This is a genomic window from Actinoallomurus spadix, assembly GCF_024055725.1.
GTDB classification, from domain to species: Bacteria; Actinomycetota; Actinomycetes; order Streptosporangiales; family Streptosporangiaceae; genus Actinoallomurus; species Actinoallomurus spadix.
Genome location: NZ_JAMXMX010000028.1, coordinates 22,741 through 43,467 on the forward strand (window position 1 = coordinate 22,741; position 20,727 = coordinate 43,467).

20 protein-coding genes are annotated in these 20,727 nt (G+C 71.7%); 12 read left to right on the plus strand and 8 right to left on the minus strand.

Annotated features, from left to right (window positions below; genetic code table 11):
- Positions 1-978, minus strand: coding sequence for an alpha/beta fold hydrolase (locus tag NE235_RS31000; protein ID WP_252809214.1), 978 nt, complete (start codon positions 976-978; stop codon positions 1-3).
- Positions 979-1,061: 83 nt separating this feature from the next.
- Between NE235_RS31000 and NE235_RS31005 the strand changes: the two genes are divergently transcribed.
- The gene (locus tag NE235_RS31005; protein WP_252809216.1) at positions 1,062-2,288 is read left to right on the plus strand and encodes an esterase/lipase family protein; all 1,227 of its coding nucleotides are present in this window, start codon (positions 1,062-1,064) and stop codon (positions 2,286-2,288) included.
- 23 nt (positions 2,289-2,311) lie between these two features.
- Positions 2,312-3,091 (plus strand): alpha/beta fold hydrolase, encoded by a 780-nt coding sequence (locus NE235_RS31010; protein WP_252809218.1) that lies wholly within the window; start codon positions 2,312-2,314, stop codon positions 3,089-3,091.
- Between the two features lie 28 nt (positions 3,092-3,119).
- On the opposite strand, the gene NE235_RS31015 is transcribed toward NE235_RS31010, so the two are convergent.
- Together NE235_RS31015 and NE235_RS31020 are read right to left on the minus strand one after the other, a co-directional pair.
- Positions 3,120-4,748: a glycoside hydrolase family 43 protein gene (locus NE235_RS31015; protein ID WP_252809220.1), complete on the minus strand. Its 1,629-nt coding sequence runs from the start codon at positions 4,746-4,748 to the stop codon at positions 3,120-3,122.
- Between the two features lie 271 nt (positions 4,749-5,019).
- Positions 5,020-6,069, minus strand: a complete 1,050-nt coding sequence (locus NE235_RS31020) for a LacI family DNA-binding transcriptional regulator (RefSeq protein ID WP_252809222.1) — start codon at positions 6,067-6,069, stop codon at positions 5,020-5,022.
- Between the two features lie 212 nt (positions 6,070-6,281).
- On the opposite strand from NE235_RS31020, the gene NE235_RS31025 reads away from it, so the two are divergent.
- The 3 genes from NE235_RS31025 (at position 6,282) to NE235_RS31035 (ending at position 8,284) form a co-directional block, all read left to right on the plus strand.
- A complete protein-coding gene (locus NE235_RS31025; protein WP_252809224.1) occupies positions 6,282-7,055 on the plus strand; it encodes an amidohydrolase family protein in 774 nt (257 codons plus the stop codon).
- A 58-nt stretch (positions 7,056-7,113) separates the two neighbouring features.
- Positions 7,114-7,755: a class II aldolase/adducin family protein gene (locus NE235_RS31030; RefSeq protein WP_252809226.1), complete on the plus strand. Its 642-nt coding sequence runs from the start codon at positions 7,114-7,116 to the stop codon at positions 7,753-7,755.
- Positions 7,756-7,876: 121 nt separating this feature from the next.
- The gene (locus tag NE235_RS31035) at positions 7,877-8,284 is read left to right on the plus strand and encodes an SRPBCC family protein (protein ID WP_252809228.1); all 408 of its coding nucleotides are present in this window, start codon (positions 7,877-7,879) and stop codon (positions 8,282-8,284) included.
- A 282-nt stretch (positions 8,285-8,566) separates the two neighbouring features.
- Here the strand turns inward: NE235_RS31035 and NE235_RS31040 are convergent, their stop codons facing one another.
- The 4 genes from NE235_RS31040 to pdhA form a co-directional block, all read right to left on the minus strand.
- Positions 8,567-9,034: a Pycsar system effector family protein gene (locus NE235_RS31040; protein WP_252809229.1), complete on the minus strand. Its 468-nt coding sequence runs from the start codon at positions 9,032-9,034 to the stop codon at positions 8,567-8,569.
- Positions 9,035-9,336: 302 nt separating this feature from the next.
- Positions 9,337-10,773: a dihydrolipoamide acetyltransferase family protein gene (locus NE235_RS31045; RefSeq protein ID WP_252809231.1), complete on the minus strand. Its 1,437-nt coding sequence runs from the start codon at positions 10,771-10,773 to the stop codon at positions 9,337-9,339.
- Positions 10,770-11,771 (minus strand): alpha-ketoacid dehydrogenase subunit beta, encoded by a 1,002-nt coding sequence (locus NE235_RS31050; RefSeq protein ID WP_252809350.1) that lies wholly within the window; start codon positions 11,769-11,771, stop codon positions 10,770-10,772. The genes NE235_RS31045 and NE235_RS31050 overlap by 4 nt, the downstream gene beginning before the upstream one ends.
- Before the next feature lie 17 nt (positions 11,772-11,788).
- Positions 11,789-12,901, minus strand: a complete 1,113-nt coding sequence (pdhA, locus tag NE235_RS31055; protein ID WP_252809233.1) for a pyruvate dehydrogenase (acetyl-transferring) E1 component subunit alpha — start codon at positions 12,899-12,901, stop codon at positions 11,789-11,791.
- A 109-nt stretch (positions 12,902-13,010) separates the two neighbouring features.
- On the opposite strand from pdhA, the gene NE235_RS31060 reads away from it, so the two are divergent.
- Positions 13,011-13,514 carry an Lrp/AsnC family transcriptional regulator gene (locus NE235_RS31060; RefSeq protein WP_252809235.1) on the plus strand — a complete coding sequence of 168 codons (504 nt, stop codon included), beginning with the start codon at positions 13,011-13,013 and terminating at the stop codon, positions 13,512-13,514.
- A gap of 232 nt (positions 13,515-13,746) precedes the next feature.
- On the opposite strand, the gene NE235_RS31065 is transcribed toward NE235_RS31060, so the two are convergent.
- Positions 13,747-14,826, minus strand: a complete 1,080-nt coding sequence (locus NE235_RS31065; RefSeq protein ID WP_252809237.1) for a hypothetical protein — start codon at positions 14,824-14,826, stop codon at positions 13,747-13,749.
- Between the two features lie 358 nt (positions 14,827-15,184).
- Here NE235_RS31065 and NE235_RS31070 point away from each other — a divergent pair, with 358 nt between their 5' ends.
- From NE235_RS31070 to NE235_RS31095, 6 genes are read left to right on the plus strand one after another with little or no spacing between them, the layout of a single operon-like run.
- Positions 15,185-16,228 carry an SIS domain-containing protein gene (locus NE235_RS31070; RefSeq protein WP_252809239.1) on the plus strand — a complete coding sequence of 348 codons (1,044 nt, stop codon included), beginning with the start codon at positions 15,185-15,187 and terminating at the stop codon, positions 16,226-16,228.
- Entirely contained in the window at positions 16,228-17,073 is an 846-nt protein-coding gene (locus tag NE235_RS31075; protein ID WP_252809241.1) for a PfkB family carbohydrate kinase, read from the plus strand. The genes NE235_RS31070 and NE235_RS31075 overlap by 1 nt, the downstream gene beginning before the upstream one ends.
- A complete protein-coding gene (locus NE235_RS31080; protein ID WP_252809243.1) occupies positions 17,073-17,972 on the plus strand; it encodes a transporter substrate-binding domain-containing protein in 900 nt (299 codons plus the stop codon). The genes NE235_RS31075 and NE235_RS31080 overlap by 1 nt, the downstream gene beginning before the upstream one ends.
- A gap of 34 nt (positions 17,973-18,006) precedes the next feature.
- Positions 18,007-18,951, plus strand: coding sequence for an amino acid ABC transporter permease (locus NE235_RS31085; RefSeq protein WP_252809245.1), 945 nt, complete (start codon positions 18,007-18,009; stop codon positions 18,949-18,951).
- A gap of 7 nt (positions 18,952-18,958) precedes the next feature.
- Complete coding sequence (locus NE235_RS31090; protein ID WP_252809248.1) at positions 18,959-19,720, plus strand: amino acid ABC transporter ATP-binding protein; 762 nt, start codon at positions 18,959-18,961, stop codon at positions 19,718-19,720.
- 1 nt (position 19,721) lies between these two features.
- Complete coding sequence (locus NE235_RS31095) at positions 19,722-20,702, plus strand: ornithine cyclodeaminase family protein (RefSeq protein WP_252809249.1); 981 nt, start codon at positions 19,722-19,724, stop codon at positions 20,700-20,702.
- The last annotated feature ends 25 nt before the right edge of the window (positions 20,703-20,727 follow it).

Here is a 20,727-nt window from a genome sequence, read left to right on the forward strand (position 1 = left end):
TCAGCCCGCCAGGTGCGCGTGGAACAGCGCCGCGAACTCCTCCGGCCGCTGCGCGTACGGGAAGTGCCCGGTGCCGGCCATGACCTCTTCCCGGTAGGCGCCGTAGCGGTCGAGCACCTGCCGGGTCTGGGCCTCCATGGGCTGGGCGGGGAAGGCGTCCTCGCCCGGCCAGCCGGGGACGTACCCGAGAGCCCCCAGGTGACCGAGGTCGCACATCGAGGTGTCGGAGACGACCGCGTCCTGGTCGCCGTGCACCCACAGCACCGGGGCCCGGCAGCCCGAGTCCGGGAAGCCGCTCCAGTCGAAGTACTTCGGCGACATGGTGTTGAGCACGCCGCGCGTGCCGGGGGCGGTGCCGGGCCAGTGCGGGGACCTGGTCGCGTCACCGGGGTAGTGGTCGTCGCCGACCCGGGTGCGCAGGATGCCGTCGAGCAGCTCCTCCTCGCTCCGTACGGCCTCGGCGCCCGGGAAGTAGAGCGTCCGCACGACGTTGCGCGGCGACACCGGGTACGCGTCGGCCCGGTCGCCCTCCCGCATGAGCTTGACCAGGTCCGGGTTGGCGGTGCCGCCGCCCGACCCGGCGAAGTCCGGCGTGCAGGGCGTGCCGTCGAGGCGGGTGCCGCCGAAGCCGTACGGGCTGACGGGCGCGACGAGCGTGATGGTCCGCGCGCGCCCGGGGTGCCGGGCGGCCAGGTCCATGACGACGCCGCCGCCCATGGAGTGGCCGACGAGGTGGACCGACTCCAGGCCGAGCTCGTCGAGCAGCGCCACGAGGTCGTCGCGGAAGTCGCCGACGCCGCGCGTCGCGTCGATCGGCGCCGGGTCGCTGCGGCCGAAGCCGCGCAGGTCCGGGGCGATGCCCCGGTAGCCGGGCGGCAGCAGGCGGAGCTGCTCGTCCCAGGCCGAGCCGTCGGACAGGTTGCCGTGCACGAACAGCACCGGCTCGCCGTCGCCGGTCTCACGGGTGTAGAGCGCCATGATTCCTCCCGACCGGCTCTTGACGGAGTACGCCGGTACCGCCAAATTAACAGGTGAATCACCTCTCATAAAAGGGGCGGCGGATGCGCAGAATCCTGGTCACTCTGATCCTCCTGTTGATGTTCGCGTCGCCTCTCCCGGCGTACGCGACCTCCTCGGTCACGCTCGAGGCGACCTACACCAGCGGCTTGGAGAACGGCTGGGCCAAGGTCGAGCGGTACCGCGACACCTCCTCCGGGTTCGCCACCGAGGCGTACCCGCCGGGCGGCGTCGGCGACCAGACCGGGCAGACACAGCGGCTGTTCGGCGGGGTGGCCGAGCCGCACTCGTCGCGGTTCCTGCTGTACCAGGCGCCGCACGCCCTCACCGGGTCGAAGCCGGTGCCGGTGCTGCTCGTCCACGGCGCGAACCAGACGGCCGACCAGGCGTGGGCGAACCCGAACGTCCTCGGCGCGAACGGCTGCGGCAGCGCGAGCTGCCCCTCCACCGGCCTCATGCAGTACCTCGACGGGCGCGGCTACAAGGTCTTCGCGATCGGCTTCCCGCACAAGACGGGTGACGGGTACTACTGGAGCGAGCAGATCGGCGACGCGGTCAAGCGCATCAAGGCCGAGACCGGCGCGTCCCAGGTCGACGTCGTCGGCTGGTCGAAGGGCGCGTTCAACGCCCGCATGTACGTCTCGTCGCTGCGTAAGTCGTGGGGCACCGCGTACGCCGGCGACGTGCGCAAGCTGATCCTCGTCGGCGGGCCGAACAAGGGCTTCGACTGGGGCTTCCGGCACGGCTGGAGCCATGACTTCGCGATCTACCCGGAGTGCGGCGGCGCCCTGAACGCGCCCGCGCCGCACACCGCGATGGTCTGCTACGGCCTCTGGTACGACGAGACGCAGCTCAGCTACGAAGGCACGGCGTTCCCCGGCGGGCGGCAGATGCTCTACCGCTGGGACGACGTCTACCCGCTGCCGACGACCGAGCAGGACTGGTACACCACCTACTACGGCGGTCAGGGCTTCTACACGAGCGGCCGCGGCATCCAGTACAGCATCGACCAGGGCTCCCTGGTCCAGCCGCTGATCGACGCCGGAGTCCCGGCGAGCGTCCCGGTGTACGAGCTGTGCGGGAACTCCCCCACCATGCCGCTGCTGCACAATGAGCACACCGGGCCGTCCGACGGCGCGGTGTTCGTCGCGAGCTGCGCGAACACCGCCGGGATCGCGAACCGCGCGGCCTCGGCCACCCTGGCCCTCAACCACCTGCAGCTCGGCTGGAACTCCGGCGCGGAGGCCCAGGTGGCCTCCTGGCTGGGCTGATCGGAAGAGACGGGAGGACGGCGTTGACGACGGGCACCGTGACGGCGGCGGGCGTGCGGATCGCGTACGAGGAGGTGGGCGACGGCCCACCGCTGCTGCTGATCCACGGCCTCGGCTACCCCCGCTGGGGCTGGGCGCCCGTCGTCGAGCCGCTCGCGAAGACCTTCCGGGTCATCACCTTCGACAACCGCGGCATCGGCGGCAGCGACGCGCCGCCGGGGCCGTACGACACCGCGACCCTGGCCGCGGACGCGGTCGCGGTGCTGGACGCGGCCGGCGTGCGCCGGGCGCACGTCATGGGCGCGAGCCTCGGCGGGATGATCGCGCAGATGGTCGCCCTGGAGCACGCACACCGGGTCGACCGGCTGATCCTGGCCTGTACGACGCCGGGCGGTGCGGAGGCGTACCCACTTCCGGAGGCGACGCTCACCCTCATCCGGGAGGCGGCCGGCCTGCCGCCGGAGGAGGCGACGCGGCGCCTGACCGCGAACGCGCTGGCGTCGCGCCACCCTCTGGAGGACCTTCTCGCCCGCCGGCTGGCCGACCCGCAGGACCCCACGGCGTGGCAGGCGCAGTCGGCCGCCTCGCTCGGCCACGACGCGTACGGGCGGCTCGGGGAGATCACGTCGCCGACGCTGGTCCTGCACGGCACCGCCGACCGTGTCGTCGATCCCCGCAACGCGCCCCTGCTGGCCGAGCACATCCCCGGCGCGCGGCTGGAGTGGCTGCCCGGCCAGGGGCACCTGTTCTTCTGGGAGGACCCCGACGGCACGGTCGAACGGGTGCGGCGCTTCCTAGGCTGAGAGCGGGCCACCCCTCGGCCGGGCGGTCTTACTCCAGGCCGCGGTACTCGAACCAGTCGAAGTCGGCGACGTTCGCGCTGTCCGCGCCGGTGCTGCTCGCGTACATCCCGAGGCAGGCCCCGATGAACCCACCGGCGACCTCGGTGCTCAGGACGCTGCCGTCCACCGGTCCGCCGAGCGGCCGCCACGGCGATCCCGGCATCGCGTACCGGAACGCGTACGCCTGGTCGTGCGCCTCGACCGCCAGCCGCACCCGGCCCTCGGGCAGGGGCTCCTCGGCGAGCGTCTCGTCCGCCCCGGCGGCCCTGCGGACGAGCCGGAGCACCCTCCCGCCGTCACCGAGAGTGACCACGCAGCGGATCTGGAAGTCGTCGTTCTGCAGGAGGACCAGGCCCGCGCACTCGTTCGGGCCCGCCGGGACGAAGTCCAGCGCGGTCTGGGCGGCGAAGTGCGCGTGGCGCTGCCGCCGGGCGATCAGGCTCGGGCAGACGTGTTCCGTCACGGTCTCCGGGCGCAGGCGCAGCCGCAGGTGGCCTGGGCGTTCGGTCAGGTTCCAGAATCGTTCGCGCGGCGTGCGGAGCTGGATCCATTCCGGGCCGAGCTCTGGATCCTCGAAGTTGTCGCAGGCCGGCTCGGCGGGCCAGCGGCACTCCGGCAGGTCCGGGCGGGGGCCGGTCGCCTCGACCCTGCCGGCGCCCGGGGCGATGACCGGCCAGCCCTCCTCCCACGTCACCGGGGCGAGGAAGGTCTCCCTGCCGAGGTTGCCGAGATAGCCGCCGGACGGCCGGATGGCGAGCATCACCGCCCACCACTCCCCCGCGGCGGTCTCCACCAGGTCGGCGTGCCCGGTGGCGACGATGGGATGCGCGGTCCCGAGGTTACGGTGAGTCAGGATCGGGTTGCGCGGGTTCCCCTCGTACGGGCCGGTGATCTGGCGGGACCGCGCGACGGTGACGGCGTGGTCGAGTTCGGTGCCGCCCTCGGCGACCATCAGGTGATAGGAGTCCCCCACCCGGTACAGGTGCGGCCCCTCCGCCCACACGGCGCCGTCCAGCGCGCCATGCCACAGCACGTGCTCCGGCCCGGTCAGGGACAGCGTCGCCGGGTCGAACTCCCGCAGCCAGACCTCGGTGTGCCCGTCCTCGTCCACGGGCCGGGTGGCGTGGAACCAGACCCGCCCGTCCTCGTCGAACAGCAGGGACGGGTCGAAGCTGTCCGGCTCGCCCAGCCAGTGGGGCTCGGACCACGGCCCGGCCGGGTCGGTCGCCGTCACGACGAAGTTGCCGGACGGCCCGGTCCCGTACATGAGGGTGCAGACGACGTAGAAGACCCCGTCGGCGTGGCGGATGGTCGGCGCGTACAGCCCTCCCGACGGCTGGACGCCGTCGAGCGGCAACTGCTCCGGCCGGTCCAGGACATGCCCGAGCAGTCGCCAGTTGACGAGGTCGCGGCTGTGGTGGACGGGCAGTCCGGGGAACCATTCGAACGTGGAGCTCACCAGGTAGTAGTCGTCCCCGACCCGGCAGATCGACGGATCGGGGTAGAAGCCCGGCAGGATCGGGTTACGGAACGTACGCGGGGCCGGGGCGGAGTGAATCGTACGGCGGCCGGGCGCCGCGGCCGCGTCGGGCGGGGTGGTCGGAAGTGCGTCGGCCATGTCGAATCGGTCTCCCATCAGGCGGTCGCCGGAGAAGGCGCGGGACGTGCGGAGGCGGTCGGGCGCGAGCTGAACGGTCGGACGCGGTTGAGGGTGGTCAGCGGTCGGACGCGGACGGGGTGCCCCGTGGCCGGACCGGGATCCATGACGGTCGGATCTCGGGGCCGGGTCGGCCGGGTGCGGGCGGCGAGCGGGCTACGGCGAAAGGTGGCGGACGGTGTTCCGGCGGTCTCGGGCGGACGGCGGGGGCAGTGCTCCGGCGGGGAGTCGATCAGGCGGCGGGCGGGGCGGTGGACAGCCGCACGCGCAGCTCGGTGGCGAGCTCGACGCGCGGCGAGACGAGCGTCTCCCCGTCGAGGAGCTGGAACAGCGTCCGGGCGGCGATCCGCCCCATCTCCTCCAGCGGCTGGCGCACGGTCGTCAGCGGCGGCGACAGCCACTGGCACAGCGGCAGGTCGTCGAAGCCGACGACGCTAAGGTCCCCCGGCACGGTGAGCCCCGCGTGACGCGCCGCCTCGTACACGCCCATCGCCTGCTGGTCGCTGCCCGCGAAGATCGCGGTGGGGCGGTCGGGCGACTCGAGCAGCTCGCGCGCCGCCTGGAACCCGCCCTCGTACTGGAAGTCGCCGTACCGGATGAGGGTGCGGTCCAGCTCGATGCCCGCGCGCTCCAGAGCGGCCCGGTATCCGTCGATGCGGGCCTGGGTGCAGAGCATCTCCTGCGGGCCGCCGATCGCGGCGATCCGCCGGTGCCCGAGGGAGATGAGGTGCTCGGTGGCCGAGAGACCGCCCGACCAGTTGGTCGCGCCGACGCTGACCAGATCGGTGTCGGGCAGGTCCACCGGGTCGATGACGACGAGCCCGACCCCCGCCCGCTCGATCTGCGCGCGCTGCGCCGCGGTGATCCGCGAGGTGACCAGGATCACGCCGTCGCTGTGGTGCTGCACGCTGAGCGAGGCCCAGCTCGGCGGCCGGGCGTCGTCCCCGCGCACGAGCGACACGACGGTGCCGGTGCCGCGCTCGGCGCACTCCGCCTCGACGCCGCGCAGGATCTCCACCGCCCAGGGACTGTCGAGCCCGCTGATCACCACGTCGACCAGCCCGGATCGGCGCGCCCGTCGCACGCCCGGCGGGAGGTAGCTGTGCGCCTTGAGCAGCCGGGTGACCCGCTCCCGGGTGGCCGCGGCGACGTCGGTCCGGCCGTTGAGCACCTTGGACACCGTCGCCGTGGAGACGCCGGCCTCCACGGCGATGTCGGCCAAGGTGGGCCGGGAGCGCCGACCGGTCGTCGGCTCCGATCCCGTTTCGGCTGGACGTGCCACGCACCCCTCCACATCGTCGACCATGCGTTTCGAAGATTAGCGCAATCTTTCGACATCCTCCTAGGAGCAGGTCGCCGGGTCAACGCCGGGCAGTGTCGACGCGCCACGAGGCGAGCCGCGCCGACGACGCGCCCGCGAGCGAGCGCAATGGTTTTCGAAAACTATCGACCGCCCCTGTGCCCCACGCCCCGTCCTCTGCGAAGATAGCCGACGTGACCAGCGATGAGCGGAGCCCGGGCCCCCGGCCGGTGTTCGACGCGCACCTCCACATCATCGACCCGCGGTACCCGCTCATCGAGAACAACGGCTACCTGCCGCCGGCCTTCACCGTCCCGGACTACCGCGCGCGTACGGAGCCGCTGGGCGTCGTGGGCGGCGCCGTCGTCTCCGGCTCCTTCCAGGGGTTCGACCAGACGTACCTGCTGGACGCCCTGCGGCGGCTGGGCCCGCGGTTCGTCGGCGTCACGCAGCTGCCCGCGTCGGTGACCGATGAGGACATCACCCGGCTGGACTCCTGCGGCGTCCGGGCCGTGCGGTTCAACGTACGCCGCGGCGGCTCGGAGACCCTCGACCACCTCCGCACACTGGCCCACCGCGTACACGAGATCGCCGGCTGGCACGTCGAGCTCTACATCGACGCGCGCGAGCTGCCCGAGCTGACGCCCGTCCTGCACACCCTGCCCGCGGTGAGCGTCGACCACCTCGGCCTGTCCGAAGAGGGGCTGCCGGCCCTGCTGTCCCTGGTCGAACGCGGCGCCCGGGTCAAGGCCACCGGGTTCGGCCGCGTCGACCTCGACGTGGCCAAGGCGGTCCGCGCGGTGCTCGACGTGAACCCGCGCGCGCTCCTCTTCGGCACCGACCTGCCGTCCACGCGGGCCCGGCGGCCCTTCCAGGACGACGACCTGCGGCTCCTCGCCGACCTGGCCGGACCGGAGCACGTCGCGGCGGTGCTGCACGACAACGCCGCCGCCTTCTACCGGGTGTGACGCGCCGGCGGCCGCTGAGAGACCCTGAGACCGTCCGCCCCCTCAGGAGAGGAACGCCATGCTGCTCGGCGAGGTCCGGGAAGAGATCGTCGACACCTGCCGGCGCCTGTCCGCGGCCGGTCTCCTGCCCGGCACGTCCGGCAACGTCAGCGTACGGGCCGGCGACCGCGTCGCGGTGACCCCGAGCGGCGTCGACTACTCCGAGCTGACCGCGGAGCTCGTCGGCGTGCACGCCCTGGACGGAACCCCGGTCGACGCTCCGCTGAAGCCCACGTCAGAGCTGCCACTGCACCTGGCCGTGTACGCGGCGAAGGAGACCGCGGCCATCGTCCACACGCACTCGACCGCCGCCACGGTGCTGTCGACCCTCGTCGACGAACTCCCGCCGATCCACTACATGATCGCCCTGTTCGGCGGCCGGGTCCCCGTGACCCCGTACGCGACGTACGGCACGCGGGAACTGGCCGACGCCACCGTCCGGGCGCTGCGCGAGTCCACGGCCTGCATCCTCGGCAACCACGGCACGGTGGCGACCGGCCACGATCTGAGCACGGCCCGGACCGGCGCGGAGTACCTCGAATGGCTCAGCGAGCTCTACCTGCGCGCGACGAGCGCCGGCACGCCGCGCCTGCTCGACGCGGAGGAGATCGCGCGCGTGGCCGAGAAGCTCTCCGGCTACGGCCAGCGGCCGCCACGCTGACCGCCTCGCCGGATGTGACGATCGCCGCAGGTCCCGGCCGGTGGTGTCGGCGCCTCCGGGACGGGTAGCCGACCGATCAGAGGCGGGCACAGCGCCGCCGCCCTGACGGAAGGAGTACGCCATGGCCGAGTACGAGCGGTCCCGCGCCTTCGCCGCACCCGCGGAGCTGGTGTTCGACGAGGCGTCCGACCCGGACACGATGGACCAGTGGCTGCCCGGAGAGGTGCACCTTGAGTCGGCCGACCTGCACGAGGTCACGGTCGAGCACGGCTCCCAGCACGAACGCGCCCTGATGCGCACCGAACCCGACCAGCTCCGGGTGGAGTGGGGCACCCGCGACACGGGTGAGTACGCCGGCTGGCTCCAGGTCACCGGCATCGATCCGGACCGCAGCGAGGCGGTCGTCCACCTGTCCTTCTTCGATGAGGAGCACGCGCCGCCCGGCTCCCGCATCGAGCAGGAACTCAGCGAGAGCCTGGACCGCCTGACCGAGAAGGTCCGGCACCGCAGCGAGCACTCCGGCGGATAGCCACCCCGCCCGGTGACCGGCCCGATCACGCCGGTCACCGGCGGCCGGCCCGCGCTACGAGGGCTTCGAGCCCTGCGGCTGCGGCCAGGACCCGAAGTACCGGCCGCGTACGGGCCCGGAGGTCCGTGCCCGCCACCGAGCGGGTGCCCGCGCGGGCCTCACCGACGCCCAGTCCCTGTCCCTTCCCGACCTTCCGGACGCCCCCGCTCCACCATCGCCGAGCCGGCTGCCCCTTGCTCACTCACGTTCCGCCTCGTGAGCGGCTGTCCGGGCGTCGCGTGCTCAGCGGAGCAGCGCCGCCAGGCCGATGCCGGCCGCACCGAGGATCGCCAGTGACATGGACCACTGAAGAAAGACGTGCTTGCGCCACACGATCTTCGAGAGCGCCACGATCTGCGTGCTCATGACGAGAGGATCCCGTACGAGTCCGTTGGCTTGTACTACCGTGATGAGGTCATCCGGTGCCCACCATCTCAGGTGTCCGAAGTAGACGTAGTTGCTCCTCCAGTTCCTCCGTGCATCACGCCGGTTCAGCTGCGGGAAGACGGCCGCTCCGGCGAACAGGATCCCGCCGATCAGGAGAGAGATCCCGAAGCGGTAGAACCAGACTTCGGAGCCATGGAGATGGCCGAGCGGCTTGCTCGCAGAGGAGAAGGCCAGGACCGCGCCGAACGCGGCGGTCTCCAGCGAGAGGACGACCGACGCCTTGGTGTCGACCTTCGCGGTCCACTCGTGCAGCGCCTGATGCACTTGGAGGCTGTACTGGTGGAAGTGAGTAGACGCGTCACCGGGTGTGGTGGGAACGCTGCGGAGTCTCTGCCGGCCACGCGACACTTCTGCCTCCCTCGGTCAGGCCCGTCTTGAAGGTTCGACGCGTTACAGCGAGAGACGGTTGCCTACTGTCGGCAATTGCCGACGCCCTGAGGCCCGACCGATCGCCCGAGCGCCGTTCCCTGCCGCATCCCGCTCGCCTCACTGCCGCCGCGAGGAGCCGGTCCCCCTTATGACGGCCGGGGTCGCGTCTGTGGACCCGAGGACGGTCGGCGGTGTTCCTACAGGTGGGCGACCAGGAGTTCTGGGTGTTCGACGCAGTCGGCGACGAAGCGGAGGAAGCCGCCGGCCACGCCGCCGTCGCAGACCCGGTGGTCGAAGGTGAAGGACAGCTGCGTCACCTTGCGCAGCCGGATCTCCCCCTCGAACCCCCAGGGCCGGTCGGCGATCCGGCCGACGCCGAGCATCGCGGCCTCCGGGTGGTTGATGATCGGGGTGGATCCGTCCACGCCGAACACGCCGTAGTTGTTCAGCGTGAACGTCCCACCGGTGAGGTCGCGCGGGTCGAGCCGGCCGGCGCGGGCGGCCTCGGTGCGCTCGCGGATCCGGGCGGCGAGCTCGGCGAGCGTGAGCCGGTGCGCGTCGCGGATGACCGGCACGACGAGGCCGCGGTCGGTCTGCGCGGCAAAGCCGAGATGCACCTGCGGGACCTGGACGATCTCCTGGCGTTCGGTGTCGACGTAGGAGTTCAGCTCGGGGAATCTCCGCAGCCCGGCGACGCAGATCCGGGCGAACAGCGCGAGCATCCCGATGCGGGCGTCGGGGAGCGTACGGGCGAGCCCCTCCTTGAGCTCGACCAGGGGCGTGGCGTCGGCGTCGACCCACGTGGTCGCGTCCGGGATCTCGCGCCTGCTGCGCGCGAGCTTCTCCGCGATCGTCCGCCGTACGCCACGGAGCGGGATCCGGACGGAGGCCTGGTCGTCCGTCGGCTCCACCGGCTCGGGGGCCACGGTGAGACCGGGGGCCGCCGCCCGAGCCGGGACGGCGGTCTCCGGCGCCTGGGCCGTGGCGGTTCCGGGCCGGGTGGCCGCGGCGATGGCGGCGTCGACGTCGCGGCGGAGGACGACGCCGCCGGGTCCGCTGGGGGTGAGGGCGGCCACCTCGATGGCGTGCGTGCGGGCGAGCTGGCGGACCACGGGCGAGATGACGCGCGGGGCCTCGGCCCGTACGGCGGCCGTGGTGGCCGGAGCCGGGGCGGGGTCGCGGCGGGGCGGCATGGGGATGGTGCGCCCGGCGCGGCGGCGGCGCGCACGGTGGGCCGCGCCCGTGCCGTAGCCGACGAGAACGTTGCCCGATCCGGCGCGTTCCTCCTCGCGGTAGCGCTCGGCCGCGTGGCCGTCCTCGTCGACGGCCGGTGCGCCCTCCCCCGCCGCGTCGCCCGGTCCGGCCGCCACGGTGACCGCGATGAGGGGCTCGCCGACGGCGATGACGGAGCCGACCTCGCCGTACAGCCTCGCGACGGTTCCGGCCATGGGGATCGGAACGTCGACGGCGGCCTTGGCGGTCTCGACCTCGACGACGTTCTGGTCGACGGTGACGGTGTCCCCCGGGGAGACGCGCCACTCGGTGATCTCGGCCTCGGTCAGGCCCTCGCCGAGGTCGGGGAGGCGGAAGATCACTTCGGTCGCGGTCGCGGTCGCGGTCGCGGTCGCGGTCATGCCGCACCGCCCAGGGACAGGAAGCGCGGGTCGGGGCGGTCGTCGCGCTGGAGCCGGTCGAGGGCGTCGAGGATCCGGTCGACGTTCGGAAGGTGATGCTGTTCGAGCATCGGCGGCGGATACGGGATGTCGTAGCCGGTCACGCGGAGCACGGGGGCGTGCAGGCTGTGGAAGCAGCGTTCCTGGACTCTGGCGGCGATCTCAGCACCGACTCCGGCGAAGCCGGCGGCCTCGCTGACGATCACGCACCGGCCCGTCCGGCGCACCGACGCGGTGACGGTCTCGTCGTCGAAGGGCACGAGGGTGCGCAGGTCGACGACCTCCAGGTCCCAGCCCTCCTCGACGGCGGCCTCGGCGGCCTCCAGGGCGACGGGCACGGTCGGGCCGTAGGCGACGAGCGTCGCGTCGGCGCCCCGCCGGCGGATCGCGGCGCGGCCGAACGGCTCGGTGCGCGCGGGCAGGGCGACCTGCGACTTCGACCAGTACAGCTTCTTGGGCTCCAGGAAGATCACCGGGTCCGGGTCCTCGATCGCCTCCCGCAGGAGCGAGTACGCGTCGCCGGCCGTGGCGGGCGTGACGACCTTCAGGCCCGGCGTGTGCGCGTAGTAGGCCTCGCTGGAGTCGCAGTGGTGCTCGACTCCCCCGATCCCGCCGGCGTACGGGATCCTGATGACCATCGGGAGGGCGACGCGGCCCCGGGTGCGGTTGCGCATCTTCGCGACGTGCGAGGCGATCTGCTCGAACGCCGGGTAGGCGAAGGCGTCGAACTGCAGCTCGATGACGGGCCGGAAGCCGCCCATGGCCATCCCGACGGCGAATCCGACGATGCCGGCCTCGGCGAGCGGCGTGTCGAAGCAGCGGTCCTCGCCGAACTCCGCGGTGAGGCCGTCGGTGATGCGGAAGACGCCGCCGAGCCGGCCCACGTCCTCGCCGAACACCACGACGCGTTCGTCGTCGGCGAGGGCGTCGCGGAGCGCGGAGTTCAGGGCCTGCGCCATGGTGGTGGACGGAGTGGTCACGCCAGCGCCTCCTCGGCCTCGAGTTCGGAGCGGAGCGACGCCCGCTGTTCGTCCAGTTGCGGGGTCGGGACGTCGTAGACGTGGTCGAACATCCCGAGCGGGGCGAGCTCGGGGTCGGCGTTCATCGCGGTGCGCAGCCGGGCGGCGAAGTCCTCGGCGGCCGTCGCCGCCTCCGCGGTGTCCTCGTCGGTGAGGTGGCCGCGGCGGCGCAGGTACGCCTCCAGCCGGGCGATGGGGTCGCGGCGGCGCCACTCCTCGGCCTCCGCGTCGGTGCGGTAGCGGGTCGCGTCGTCGGCGTTGGTGTGCGACTCGAGGCGGTACGTGTGCGCCTCGATCAGGAACGGGCCGTGGCCGGAGCGGGCGTGCTCGGCGGCGGCGGTCAGGACCGCGAGCACGGCGACCGGGTCGTTCCCGTCGACGCGCTCGGAGCGGATGCCGTAGCCGACGCCCTTGTGCGCCAGGGAGGGCGCGGCGGTCTGCCGGTCCAGGGGGACCGAGATGGCGTACTGGTTGTTCTGCACCAGGAAGATCACGGGCGCCTTGAACACGGCGGCGAAGTTGAGCGCCTCGTGGAAGTCGCCCTCGCTGGTCGCGCCGTCGCCGACGCAGGCGAGGGCGATCCGGCCGCTGCCCTTGCGCCGTTCGGCGTAGGCGAGGCCGGCGGCGTGGACGGTCTGGGTCGCCAGCGGCGTGCACTGCGGCGCCACGTGGTGGCGGTGCGGGTCGTAGCCGCAGTGGGCGTCGCCGCGCAGCAGGGCGAGGACCTCCGTCGGCTCGATGCCGCGCGTCACCAGCGCCATGGACTCCCGGTACGTGGGGAAGAACCAGTCGCCGTCCTGGAGTGCGAGGACGGCCCCGACCTGGCAGGCCTCCTGGCCGTGGCTCGACGGGTAGACGGCGAGGCGTCCCTGCTTGGTCAGCGCCGTCGCCTGGGCGTCGAACCGGCGCCCCACGACCATCGCGCGGTACGCCCGGCGGAGCAGCTCCGGGCTGGGCAGGGGGTAGCGGGACCGGCCCCGCACCGCCGCTCCGGTGTCGGTGAGGAAGCGGACCGGCCGCTCCGCGGGGAGCAGCTCCTCCGGGCCGCCGCCGTGCTGTCGATTCGCCATCCGGCCCCGCCTTCCTTGCTCGACCAGTGCTAGGAATATCGGTGGAAACCGGCCAAAAGACCAGTAGGCAGCCGGAAACGCGGACGAACTGCTCAACTAGGGGCGACTCATGGATCATCTGTCCTTCGAGGCGGCGGCGCACCCTGCCTCCGCCGGACGATCGGCGGCTCCACTCGACGACGTGGACCACGCGATCCTCCGCGAGCTGGAGAGTGACGGCCGCATGTCCATGCGCACCCTGGCCGAACGGGTGAACGTCTCCCGTTCGAACGTCTACGCGCGCGTGGAACGGCTGGTCGCCGACGGGGTCATCACCGGGTTCACCGCACGGATCGATCCCGTACGGACGGGGCTGGGCACCGCGGCGTACGTGCTCCTCACGATCGAGCAGCACTCCTGGCGAGAGGTCACCGCGCGGCTGCGTGAGGTGCCGTACATCGAGCATCTGGCGTTCGTCGGCGGCGACGTGGACCTGGTGATGCTGGTGCGCACGCCCGACAACGTCACCCTGCGCGACGTCGTCCTCGCCCGGATCCACGCGCTCTCCGGCATCCGGTCGACGCGCACCTGGCTCATCTTCGACGAGGCGGCCGGCAGCCGCCGCCTCCACTGACCCGGCCAGGAGAGCGCCAGTATGGTCTCCTGGCCGTCGACGTTGACGACCGGATGCCCGGTTCGCCGAGCTCGTGACGTCGACACCGGCGTCACCGTGACAGATCGGCCCGCCTCGGCCTGGTCCAGGGTGCAGATGCCGGGCACCCCGGCGGGCGATCCGGAGCGGACCGGAACGGCGGAGCGTTCTCCCGCTCCGCCGTGGCGGTCGAGCCCGATGTCGCCGGCGCCGCTCAGCTGCCCGCCCTCGTCACGGACTTGCACGAGAAGTGGCTGACGTCGCTGCCGGACGCCGCCCCGGGAATCGACTTCTTGTAGTAGCTGAGATAGGTCTTCTTGCCGTAGAACTTGTTCCCCTTACCGCATTTTTTGGCACGGCTGAAGACCCAGTAGGTGAAGGTCCCGTAGTGGCCGGACCCCACGGTCTTCTTCTGGTAGCTCTTGCCGGTGGTGAAGGTGTTGTTCCGGGCGATGTTGTAGCTGCTGCCGTCGGCGGCCCGGATCGGGTCACCGGAGATCACGCTGAAGGTGTTCCCCTCGACGAGATTGTGGTTGCTGCCGGCAGTGTCGTCATGGTCGTTGAAGGCGAAGTAGACACCGTGAATGGCACCCGGGTTCGAATCCTTGGATTTCGACCCTTTCTTTTTCTGCTTGTTCTCGAGGTTGCTGAACTTGTTGTTCTGGATCTTCGCGCCCTCCACGTAACCGAGGTGAAGAGCCGCGTATCCCTTGCCGTGCTTGATCCAGGCGTTGCCCATGTGGGTGAAGGTGATCCCCTTCACCACGAGTCCGCGGACCGGGCCGTCGCTCGCGTTCCCCACCGCCCTGATGCCGCCCGCGCCGTAGTATTTGACGGTCATCGGCCCCTTGAAGACCAGCTTGGCCGACCTCGGCGTGACGATCGTCCAGTATCCGCTGTTCTTGATCTTCCGGCCGTCGAAGACGACCTCGCCCGTTCCCGCCTGAGGGGCCACCGTGATCGTGTCGGCCGGGGTTCCCGCCGTCCAGCGCATGTCCGCGTCGTGGTACGTGCCGCCGTGCAGAAGGACGGTGACGTTCTTCGCCCGCCTCGCCGCGATCACCGCCTGCGCGTCGGCCAGAGAGCCGACCGCCGTCTGCGCGGTGACGCCGAGACGGGTCGCCGAGTCGGCGCGCACCTGCGCCGAGCCGCCGGCGGCCGATGCTCCGCCCGGCCGTACGTAGACGGTGAGCGTGCCGCTTTCGGCGGCCACTTTCACCATCGGTGCCGGAGACGCGCACGCGGTGATGACGAGAAGGCCGGAGACGCCGATCACGAGAGGCGCTGTCCGCATACCACTCCTTATGCCTGCATGTGAATGTTTCGGTCAGGGGGTCATCGAAGCGCACCGGAAGACTCTCTCGCCGCGCTTTCGACCTGGTTCGAAAACCACCGCGCGCACCGAAAGGCCGATGCGGCATACCAGGCCGGCACCGCGGGGACGGCACGCCGGGGGAAGGCATTCGCCGACCGTTTCCCGGAGCGCGTCGAGGGCTCTCACGGAGCCCGCCCGGAGGATCCGCTCGGTGTGGGCGGTCGCGCGGCGACGCCCGGCCGGAGGAGCGCAGGTCTCGTGGACCGCCTCGGATGAGGTCTTGACGGGCCCGCGACAGCAGGGGCATCATCACCCCCAATCTGAGAACGTTCTCACATTGGAGACCGCGTTGAGCCTGGTGCGCCAGCCCGTCCGTCCGCTCGAACCGATTCCCGACACCCTCCGTGGTGATGTCGACGTCGCCGTGACGCCCGAGATCGAGGCCCAGGTGACCGCCTTCGTCGAGAAGGCCCTGAAACCGACGACCCGGGTCATCTACCTCGTAGGCTGCGGCGGCTCGCTGTTCATGTTCGGGGCGATGCGCTTCATCCTGGAACGCTCCCCCATCCCCGCGGTGGCGCTGAACGCGGACGAGTTCATGCTGCGCGGGCCGTCCGCCCTCGGTCCCGACTCGATCGTGATCGCCAGCAGCACGAACGGCGGCACCGCCGAGACGGCGCGGGCCGTACGGTTCGCCCGGGAGGCGGGCGCGCCGGTGCTGCTCGTCACCAAGGACCCGGAGAGCGTCGTCGCCAAGGAGGCGGCGGACATCGTCCTGCACCGCAGCGTCGAGGCCAAACAGGTTCTCCAGGGCCTCATCGCGTACGCCCTGCTCAGGGCGCAGGGCGTCGCCGAGGACTACGACGAGGCCGTGGCCGTCTTCCGCGGCTGCTCGGCGGCGTTCGAGACGTCCGTGCTGGAGCTGGACGATCACCTCCGCGACATCGCGGCGGCGTGCGTGGACGAGCCGTGCGTGTACGTCCTCGGCTCCGGCCCCCTGGAGGGCGCCGCCCAGACGTTCGCGGCCTGCTACCTGCAGGAGATGCAGACCAAGCACGCGGTCGCCACGGGCTCGGGCGAGTTCCTGCACGGCGCGTTCGAGGTCGTCGACGGCGAGGTGCCCGTGATCCTGCTGCTCGGCGAGGACTCCACGCGCCCGATGGGACAGCGGACGCTGACCTTCCTGGAGCGTTACAACCACCGCAACCACGTCATCGACGGCGCGTCCCTGTCGCTGCCGGGCGTACCGGCGGACCTGCGCGCCACCGTCGGGGCGTTCGTCATGGCGAGCGCGGTCACGGCCCGGCTGGCGCAGCACTTCGAGGCGTTCTCGGGCCGCCCGCTGACCGACCGCCGCTACATGTGGAAGGTCGAGTACTGATGCGGCTCGCCGCCGTCGGTGACAACATCATCGACTGCTATCCGGAGACCGGGCACATGTACCCCGGCGGCAACTGCGTGAACGTCGCCGTTCACGCGGCGCGCGCCGGCGCCCGGTCCTCCTACGTCGGTTCCGCCGGGCAGGACGAGCGGGGCGACCAGCTCGCCACCGCCCTGCGCGCCGAAGGGGTCGACGTCTCACGCCTGCGGCGGCCGGCCGGGCCGACCGGCTACGCCACGGTGGTCAACGTCGGCGGCGAGCGCACCTTCGGGCCGTTCGACCGGGGCGTGGCGGGGTTCCGGCTCGACAAGGCGGACCTGGAGTTCATCGCGGGCCACGACCTGGCGCACTCCAGCTACTCGGCGCAGCTGGAGGACCAGTTGCCGGCCGTCGCGGAACGCGTGCCCCTGTCGTTCGACTTCGACGCGCACACCGGCGACGGGTACGCCGCCGGGCTGCTCCCCCACGTCACGTACGCATTCTTCTCGGCCTCCCATCTCACCGAGACCGAGACCGGCGACCTGCTGCGCTGGGCCTGCGCCCAGGGCGCGCGCGTCGCCCTCGCCACCCGGGGAGCGGCGGGCGCGCAGCTCTTCGACGGCCACGAGCTCGTCGCGGAACCGGCCGCGCAGGTCGACGTGGTCGACACCCTGGGGGCCGGAGACACGTTCATCGCCCATATGCTGACCGGCCTGACCTCGGGTTTCGGGAAGCAGGAGACCCTGCGGCGGGCCTGCGCGCACGCCGCCCGGGTCTGTACGTCCCTCGGTGCCTTCGGGCACGCCAGACCGATCACCTCCGACCTGACACGGCACCTTTCCGCCACAGCAGCAAAGGAATCATGATGACCGGTACCCGTGGTGGTCGCGCGAGCGCGGCCCTGGCCGCGCTCACGGCGTGCGCGGCGCTCGTCCTGTCCGCCTGCGGCGGCAACGACGCGAAGAGCTCCTCAGGGGACGCCCCGGCCGAGCAGGCGGCGGACCCCGCCGTCGCCAAGCTCGTGCCGGCGAATCTCAAGAGCGCCAAGGTCGCCGTCTTCGGGGACTGGGCGCCGGAGGAGTACGTCGAGAACGGCCAGATCAAGGGCTGGAGCGTCGACCTGGCCAAGGCGATGGCGGCCAAGATGGGGATGACCTTCACCTACCAGGCCACCGGCTTCGACGTCATCATCCCCGGCCTGAACAACGGCCGCTACGACGTGGCGGTCGCCTCCCTCGGCGTGACCCCCGACCGGCTGGCGAGCCTGGACTTCGTCCCCCTGCAGAAGGAGGGCACCGCCTTCGGCTGGAAGAAGGGCGCGAACCTCGACATCGCCAAGGTCGAGGACGTGTGCGGCAAGTCCGTCGCGGTGCTCACCGGGGCCTGGGAGTACAAGTACCTCACCGAGAACAACGCCAAGATCTGCGGCTCGAACCCGATGAGGATCGAGCAGTTCAAGGACCAGCCCTCCGCCGAACTGGCCGTCTCGTCGGGCCGCGTCCAGGTGGTCGCCGCCGGATCCGGCAAGCTGAAGTACAGCGCGAAGCAGAGCGGCCGGCTCGACACCTCCAACCTGCTCGTCAACGCCGTCTACAACGGCCTGGGCGTGAAGCAGGGCAGCCCTCTCGGGCCGGCGCTCAAGGCGGCCCTCCAGGCGGTCATCGCCGACGGAACGTACGCCAAGATCCGCTCCAAGTGGGGCGTCACCAGCCAGGGCGACCTCACGTCGGCCGTCCTCATCACCAAGGCCCACCCCGAGGGCTGAGCCGCCCGGGACCCCTCTGACCCCAAGGAGGTCGATGATGACGATCGCGGGCAGCCCCGCCGACCAGGCCGCGCAGGACGGCGGGTTCCGCAGCGCCGAGGGCGTGCGGAAGGTGCCGCTCCGGCATCCGTGGTGGTGGGTCGGAGGGGCCCTGCTCATCCTGATCATCGGGATGTTCGCGCAGCTCCTCGTCACCAACCGGAACATGGACTGGTCGACGGTCCTGGAGTATCTCTTCAACGGTGAAATCCTCAAGGGGCTGCTGAGGACCCTGGAGCTGACCGTCCTGGCCATGGTGATCGGGCTGGCCCTCGGCATCCTGCTCGCGGTGATGCGGCTGTCGGCCAACCCGCTGTTCCGCGCGGTGAGCTGGCTGTGGCTGTGGTTCTTCCGCGGCGTCCCACCGCTGGTGCAGATGGTGTTCTGGTTCAACCTCGCGACGCTGCTCCCCAAGCTCAAGCTCGGCGTCCCGTACGGGCCCGTCTTCGCGTCGTGGGACACCAATACGGTCATCTCGGCGTTCACGGCGGCCATCCTCGGCCTCTCCCTGACCGAGAGCGCGTACGCCGCGGAGATGATCCGCGCCGGCATCCAGGCGGTGTCGAAGGGGCAGACCGAGGCGGCGCTGTCCATCGGGATGTCACGGTTCCAGGTGATGCGGCGGGTCGTGCTGCCCCAGGCCCTGCGCATCGTCGTGCCGCCCATCGGCAACGACCTCATCTCGATGCTGAAGTTCACCTCGCTGGTGAGCGTCCTGGCCACCCCGGACCTGCTCTACAGCGCCCAGATGATCTACTCCCGCAACTACAAGACCATCCCGCTGCTGCTCGTGGCCACCATCTGGTACCTCGTGCTGACCACGCTGCTCACCGTGGCCCAGCAGCAGGTCGAGAAGCGGCTGAAGACGACGCACCCCCAGACCGGCGCGATGAAGAACGTCAAGCGGCTGCGGTTCCTCCCCTCCTTCGGAAAGGCGTGAGCCGGTCATGGTCCCTCTCCTGCGCGTCGAGAAGGTCAACAAGGCGTTCGGCACGAACCACGTGCTCCGCGACGTGTCGCTGGACGTCCACGCCGGCCAGGTCCAGTGCGTCATCGGCCCGTCCGGTTCCGGCAAGAGCACGCTGCTGCGCTGCGTCAACCGCCTCGAAGTCCCCGACAGCGGGCACGTCTACCTCGACGGGCAGCCGATGGGCTACCGATGGAAGGGCGACACGCTCCGCGAGATGACCTCGTCCCAGCTCGCGGTGCAGCGCCGTCAGATGGGCATGGTCTTCCAGGGCTTCCACCTGTTCCCGCACCGCCGGGTCATCGAGAACGTCATCGAGGGCCCGGTCGTCGTGGGCGGCGTGGGCCGGGCGACCGCGCGCGAGCGGGCGATGGAGCTGCTGTCCAAGGTCGGCCTGGCCGACAAGGCCGAGGCGTACCCCGACTCGCTGTCGGGCGGGCAGCAGCAGCGCGTCGCGATCGCCCGTTCCCTGGCCATGCGGCCGAAGCTCATGCTGTTCGACGAGCCCACCTCCGCGCTCGACCCCGAACTCGTCGGTGACGTGCTCGCCGTCATGCGGGACCTCGCGGACGAGGGGATGACGATGGTCGTGGTCACCCACGAGATGGGCTTCGCCCGCGACGTCGCCGACCACGTGGTCTTCATGGACGGCGGCTGCGTCGTGGAGGCCGGCCCGCCAGGACACATATTCGGCGCCCCCGAGCACGAGCGCACCCGCTCGTTCCTGGCCCGGGTGCTCTGACGTGGAGACCCTGATCCTGTCGGACGCGCAGATCCGGGCCGCCGTCGGCGCCGCCGACGTGGTGGACTCCCAGGACCGCGCCTTCGTCCTCGCCGCCGAGAACGACCGCGTACGGTCCGCGCAGACGCACTACACGACGTTCGCGCCGGACGGCATGGCGTTCGTGCACAGCGCCGCCGCCGACGGGGAGACTGGCGTCGTCTTCAAGACCGGCACACAGCACCCCCGCAACGGGGAGCGGGGGCTGCCGGCCGTGCACGCGACCGTGACCCTGCACGACCCGGACTCCGGCCGGACCGTCGCCGTGCTGAACGGCACGACGATCACCGCGCTGCGCACCGCGGGCGGCCTGGTCGCGGCGGCGCGGGCCCTCTCCATATCCCGGCCGCACACCGTCGGCGTGCTGGGCGCCGGCGCGCAGGCCACCGAGTTCGCCCTCCTGGCGCACGCGCTGCTCCCGGTCGACCGGTTCCTGATGTGGAGCCCCCGCCTGCGCACCCTCGGCCGGGCACACCTCGACCCGCGCCTGGCGGACCTCCCGGTCGAGGTCGCGGCCTCGCCCCGGGACCTGTGCGAACGCAGCCGTACGATCGCCGCCTGCACCCTCAGCCGTACGCCGGTGGTCGAGGGACCATGGCTCGGCGCGGGTACGACCGTCCTGACGATGGGCTCGTACGCCCCCGACCGGTGCGAGATCGACGTCGCCTGCTCCGCGAAGGCCGACCTGACCTTCACTGACCTGCCCGGGCAGGCCCTGCGCTCGACCGGGCCGGTCCTGGCGGCCGTACGGGCGGGCGTGCTGAAGGAGGAGGCGGTGCGCCCGCTCGCCGAGGTGCTGCGCGGTGATCATCCGGGACGCGCCGGCGAAGCGGAAACTGTAGTGTTCCACAGCAACGGCCTGGGGGTTCAGGACGCCGTGCTGGCGTGGCGCGCGTACGCCGCCGCCCGCGCGAACGGCATCGGCACCCGGGTCGACCTGTGAGCACGCCGCCTCCGCACGACACAGA

Bases quoted from the DNA above. Each gene is read 5' to 3' on its own strand.
- NE235_RS31050 (WP_252809350.1), bottom strand. From the start codon at position 11,771: ATGGCGCAGGCCCTGAACTCCGCGCTCCGCGACGCCCTCGCCGACGAC.
- NE235_RS31000 (WP_252809214.1), bottom strand. From the start codon at position 978: ATGGCGCTCTACACCCGTGAGACCGGCGACGGCGAGCCGGTGCTGTTC.
- NE235_RS31080 (WP_252809243.1), top strand. From the start codon at position 17,073: ATGACCGGTACCCGTGGTGGTCGCGCGAGCGCGGCCCTGGCCGCGCTC.
- NE235_RS31090 (WP_252809248.1), top strand. From the start codon at position 18,959: ATGGTCCCTCTCCTGCGCGTCGAGAAGGTCAACAAGGCGTTCGGCACG.
- NE235_RS31015 (WP_252809220.1), bottom strand. From the start codon at position 4,748: ATGGCCGACGCACTTCCGACCACCCCGCCCGACGCGGCCGCGGCGCCC.
- NE235_RS31005 (WP_252809216.1), top strand. From the start codon at position 1,062: ATGCGCAGAATCCTGGTCACTCTGATCCTCCTGTTGATGTTCGCGTCG.
- pdhA (WP_252809233.1), bottom strand. From the start codon at position 12,901: ATGGCGAATCGACAGCACGGCGGCGGCCCGGAGGAGCTGCTCCCCGCG.
- NE235_RS31085 (WP_252809245.1), top strand. From the start codon at position 18,007: ATGATGACGATCGCGGGCAGCCCCGCCGACCAGGCCGCGCAGGACGGC.
- NE235_RS31030 (WP_252809226.1), top strand. From the start codon at position 7,114: ATGCTGCTCGGCGAGGTCCGGGAAGAGATCGTCGACACCTGCCGGCGC.
- NE235_RS31035 (WP_252809228.1), top strand. From the start codon at position 7,877: ATGGCCGAGTACGAGCGGTCCCGCGCCTTCGCCGCACCCGCGGAGCTG.
- NE235_RS31045 (WP_252809231.1), bottom strand. From the start codon at position 10,773: ATGACCGCGACCGCGACCGCGACCGCGACCGCGACCGAAGTGATCTTC.
- NE235_RS31065 (WP_252809237.1), bottom strand. From the start codon at position 14,826: ATGCGGACAGCGCCTCTCGTGATCGGCGTCTCCGGCCTTCTCGTCATC.
- NE235_RS31060 (WP_252809235.1), top strand. From the start codon at position 13,011: ATGGATCATCTGTCCTTCGAGGCGGCGGCGCACCCTGCCTCCGCCGGA.
- NE235_RS31075 (WP_252809241.1), top strand. From the start codon at position 16,228: ATGCGGCTCGCCGCCGTCGGTGACAACATCATCGACTGCTATCCGGAG.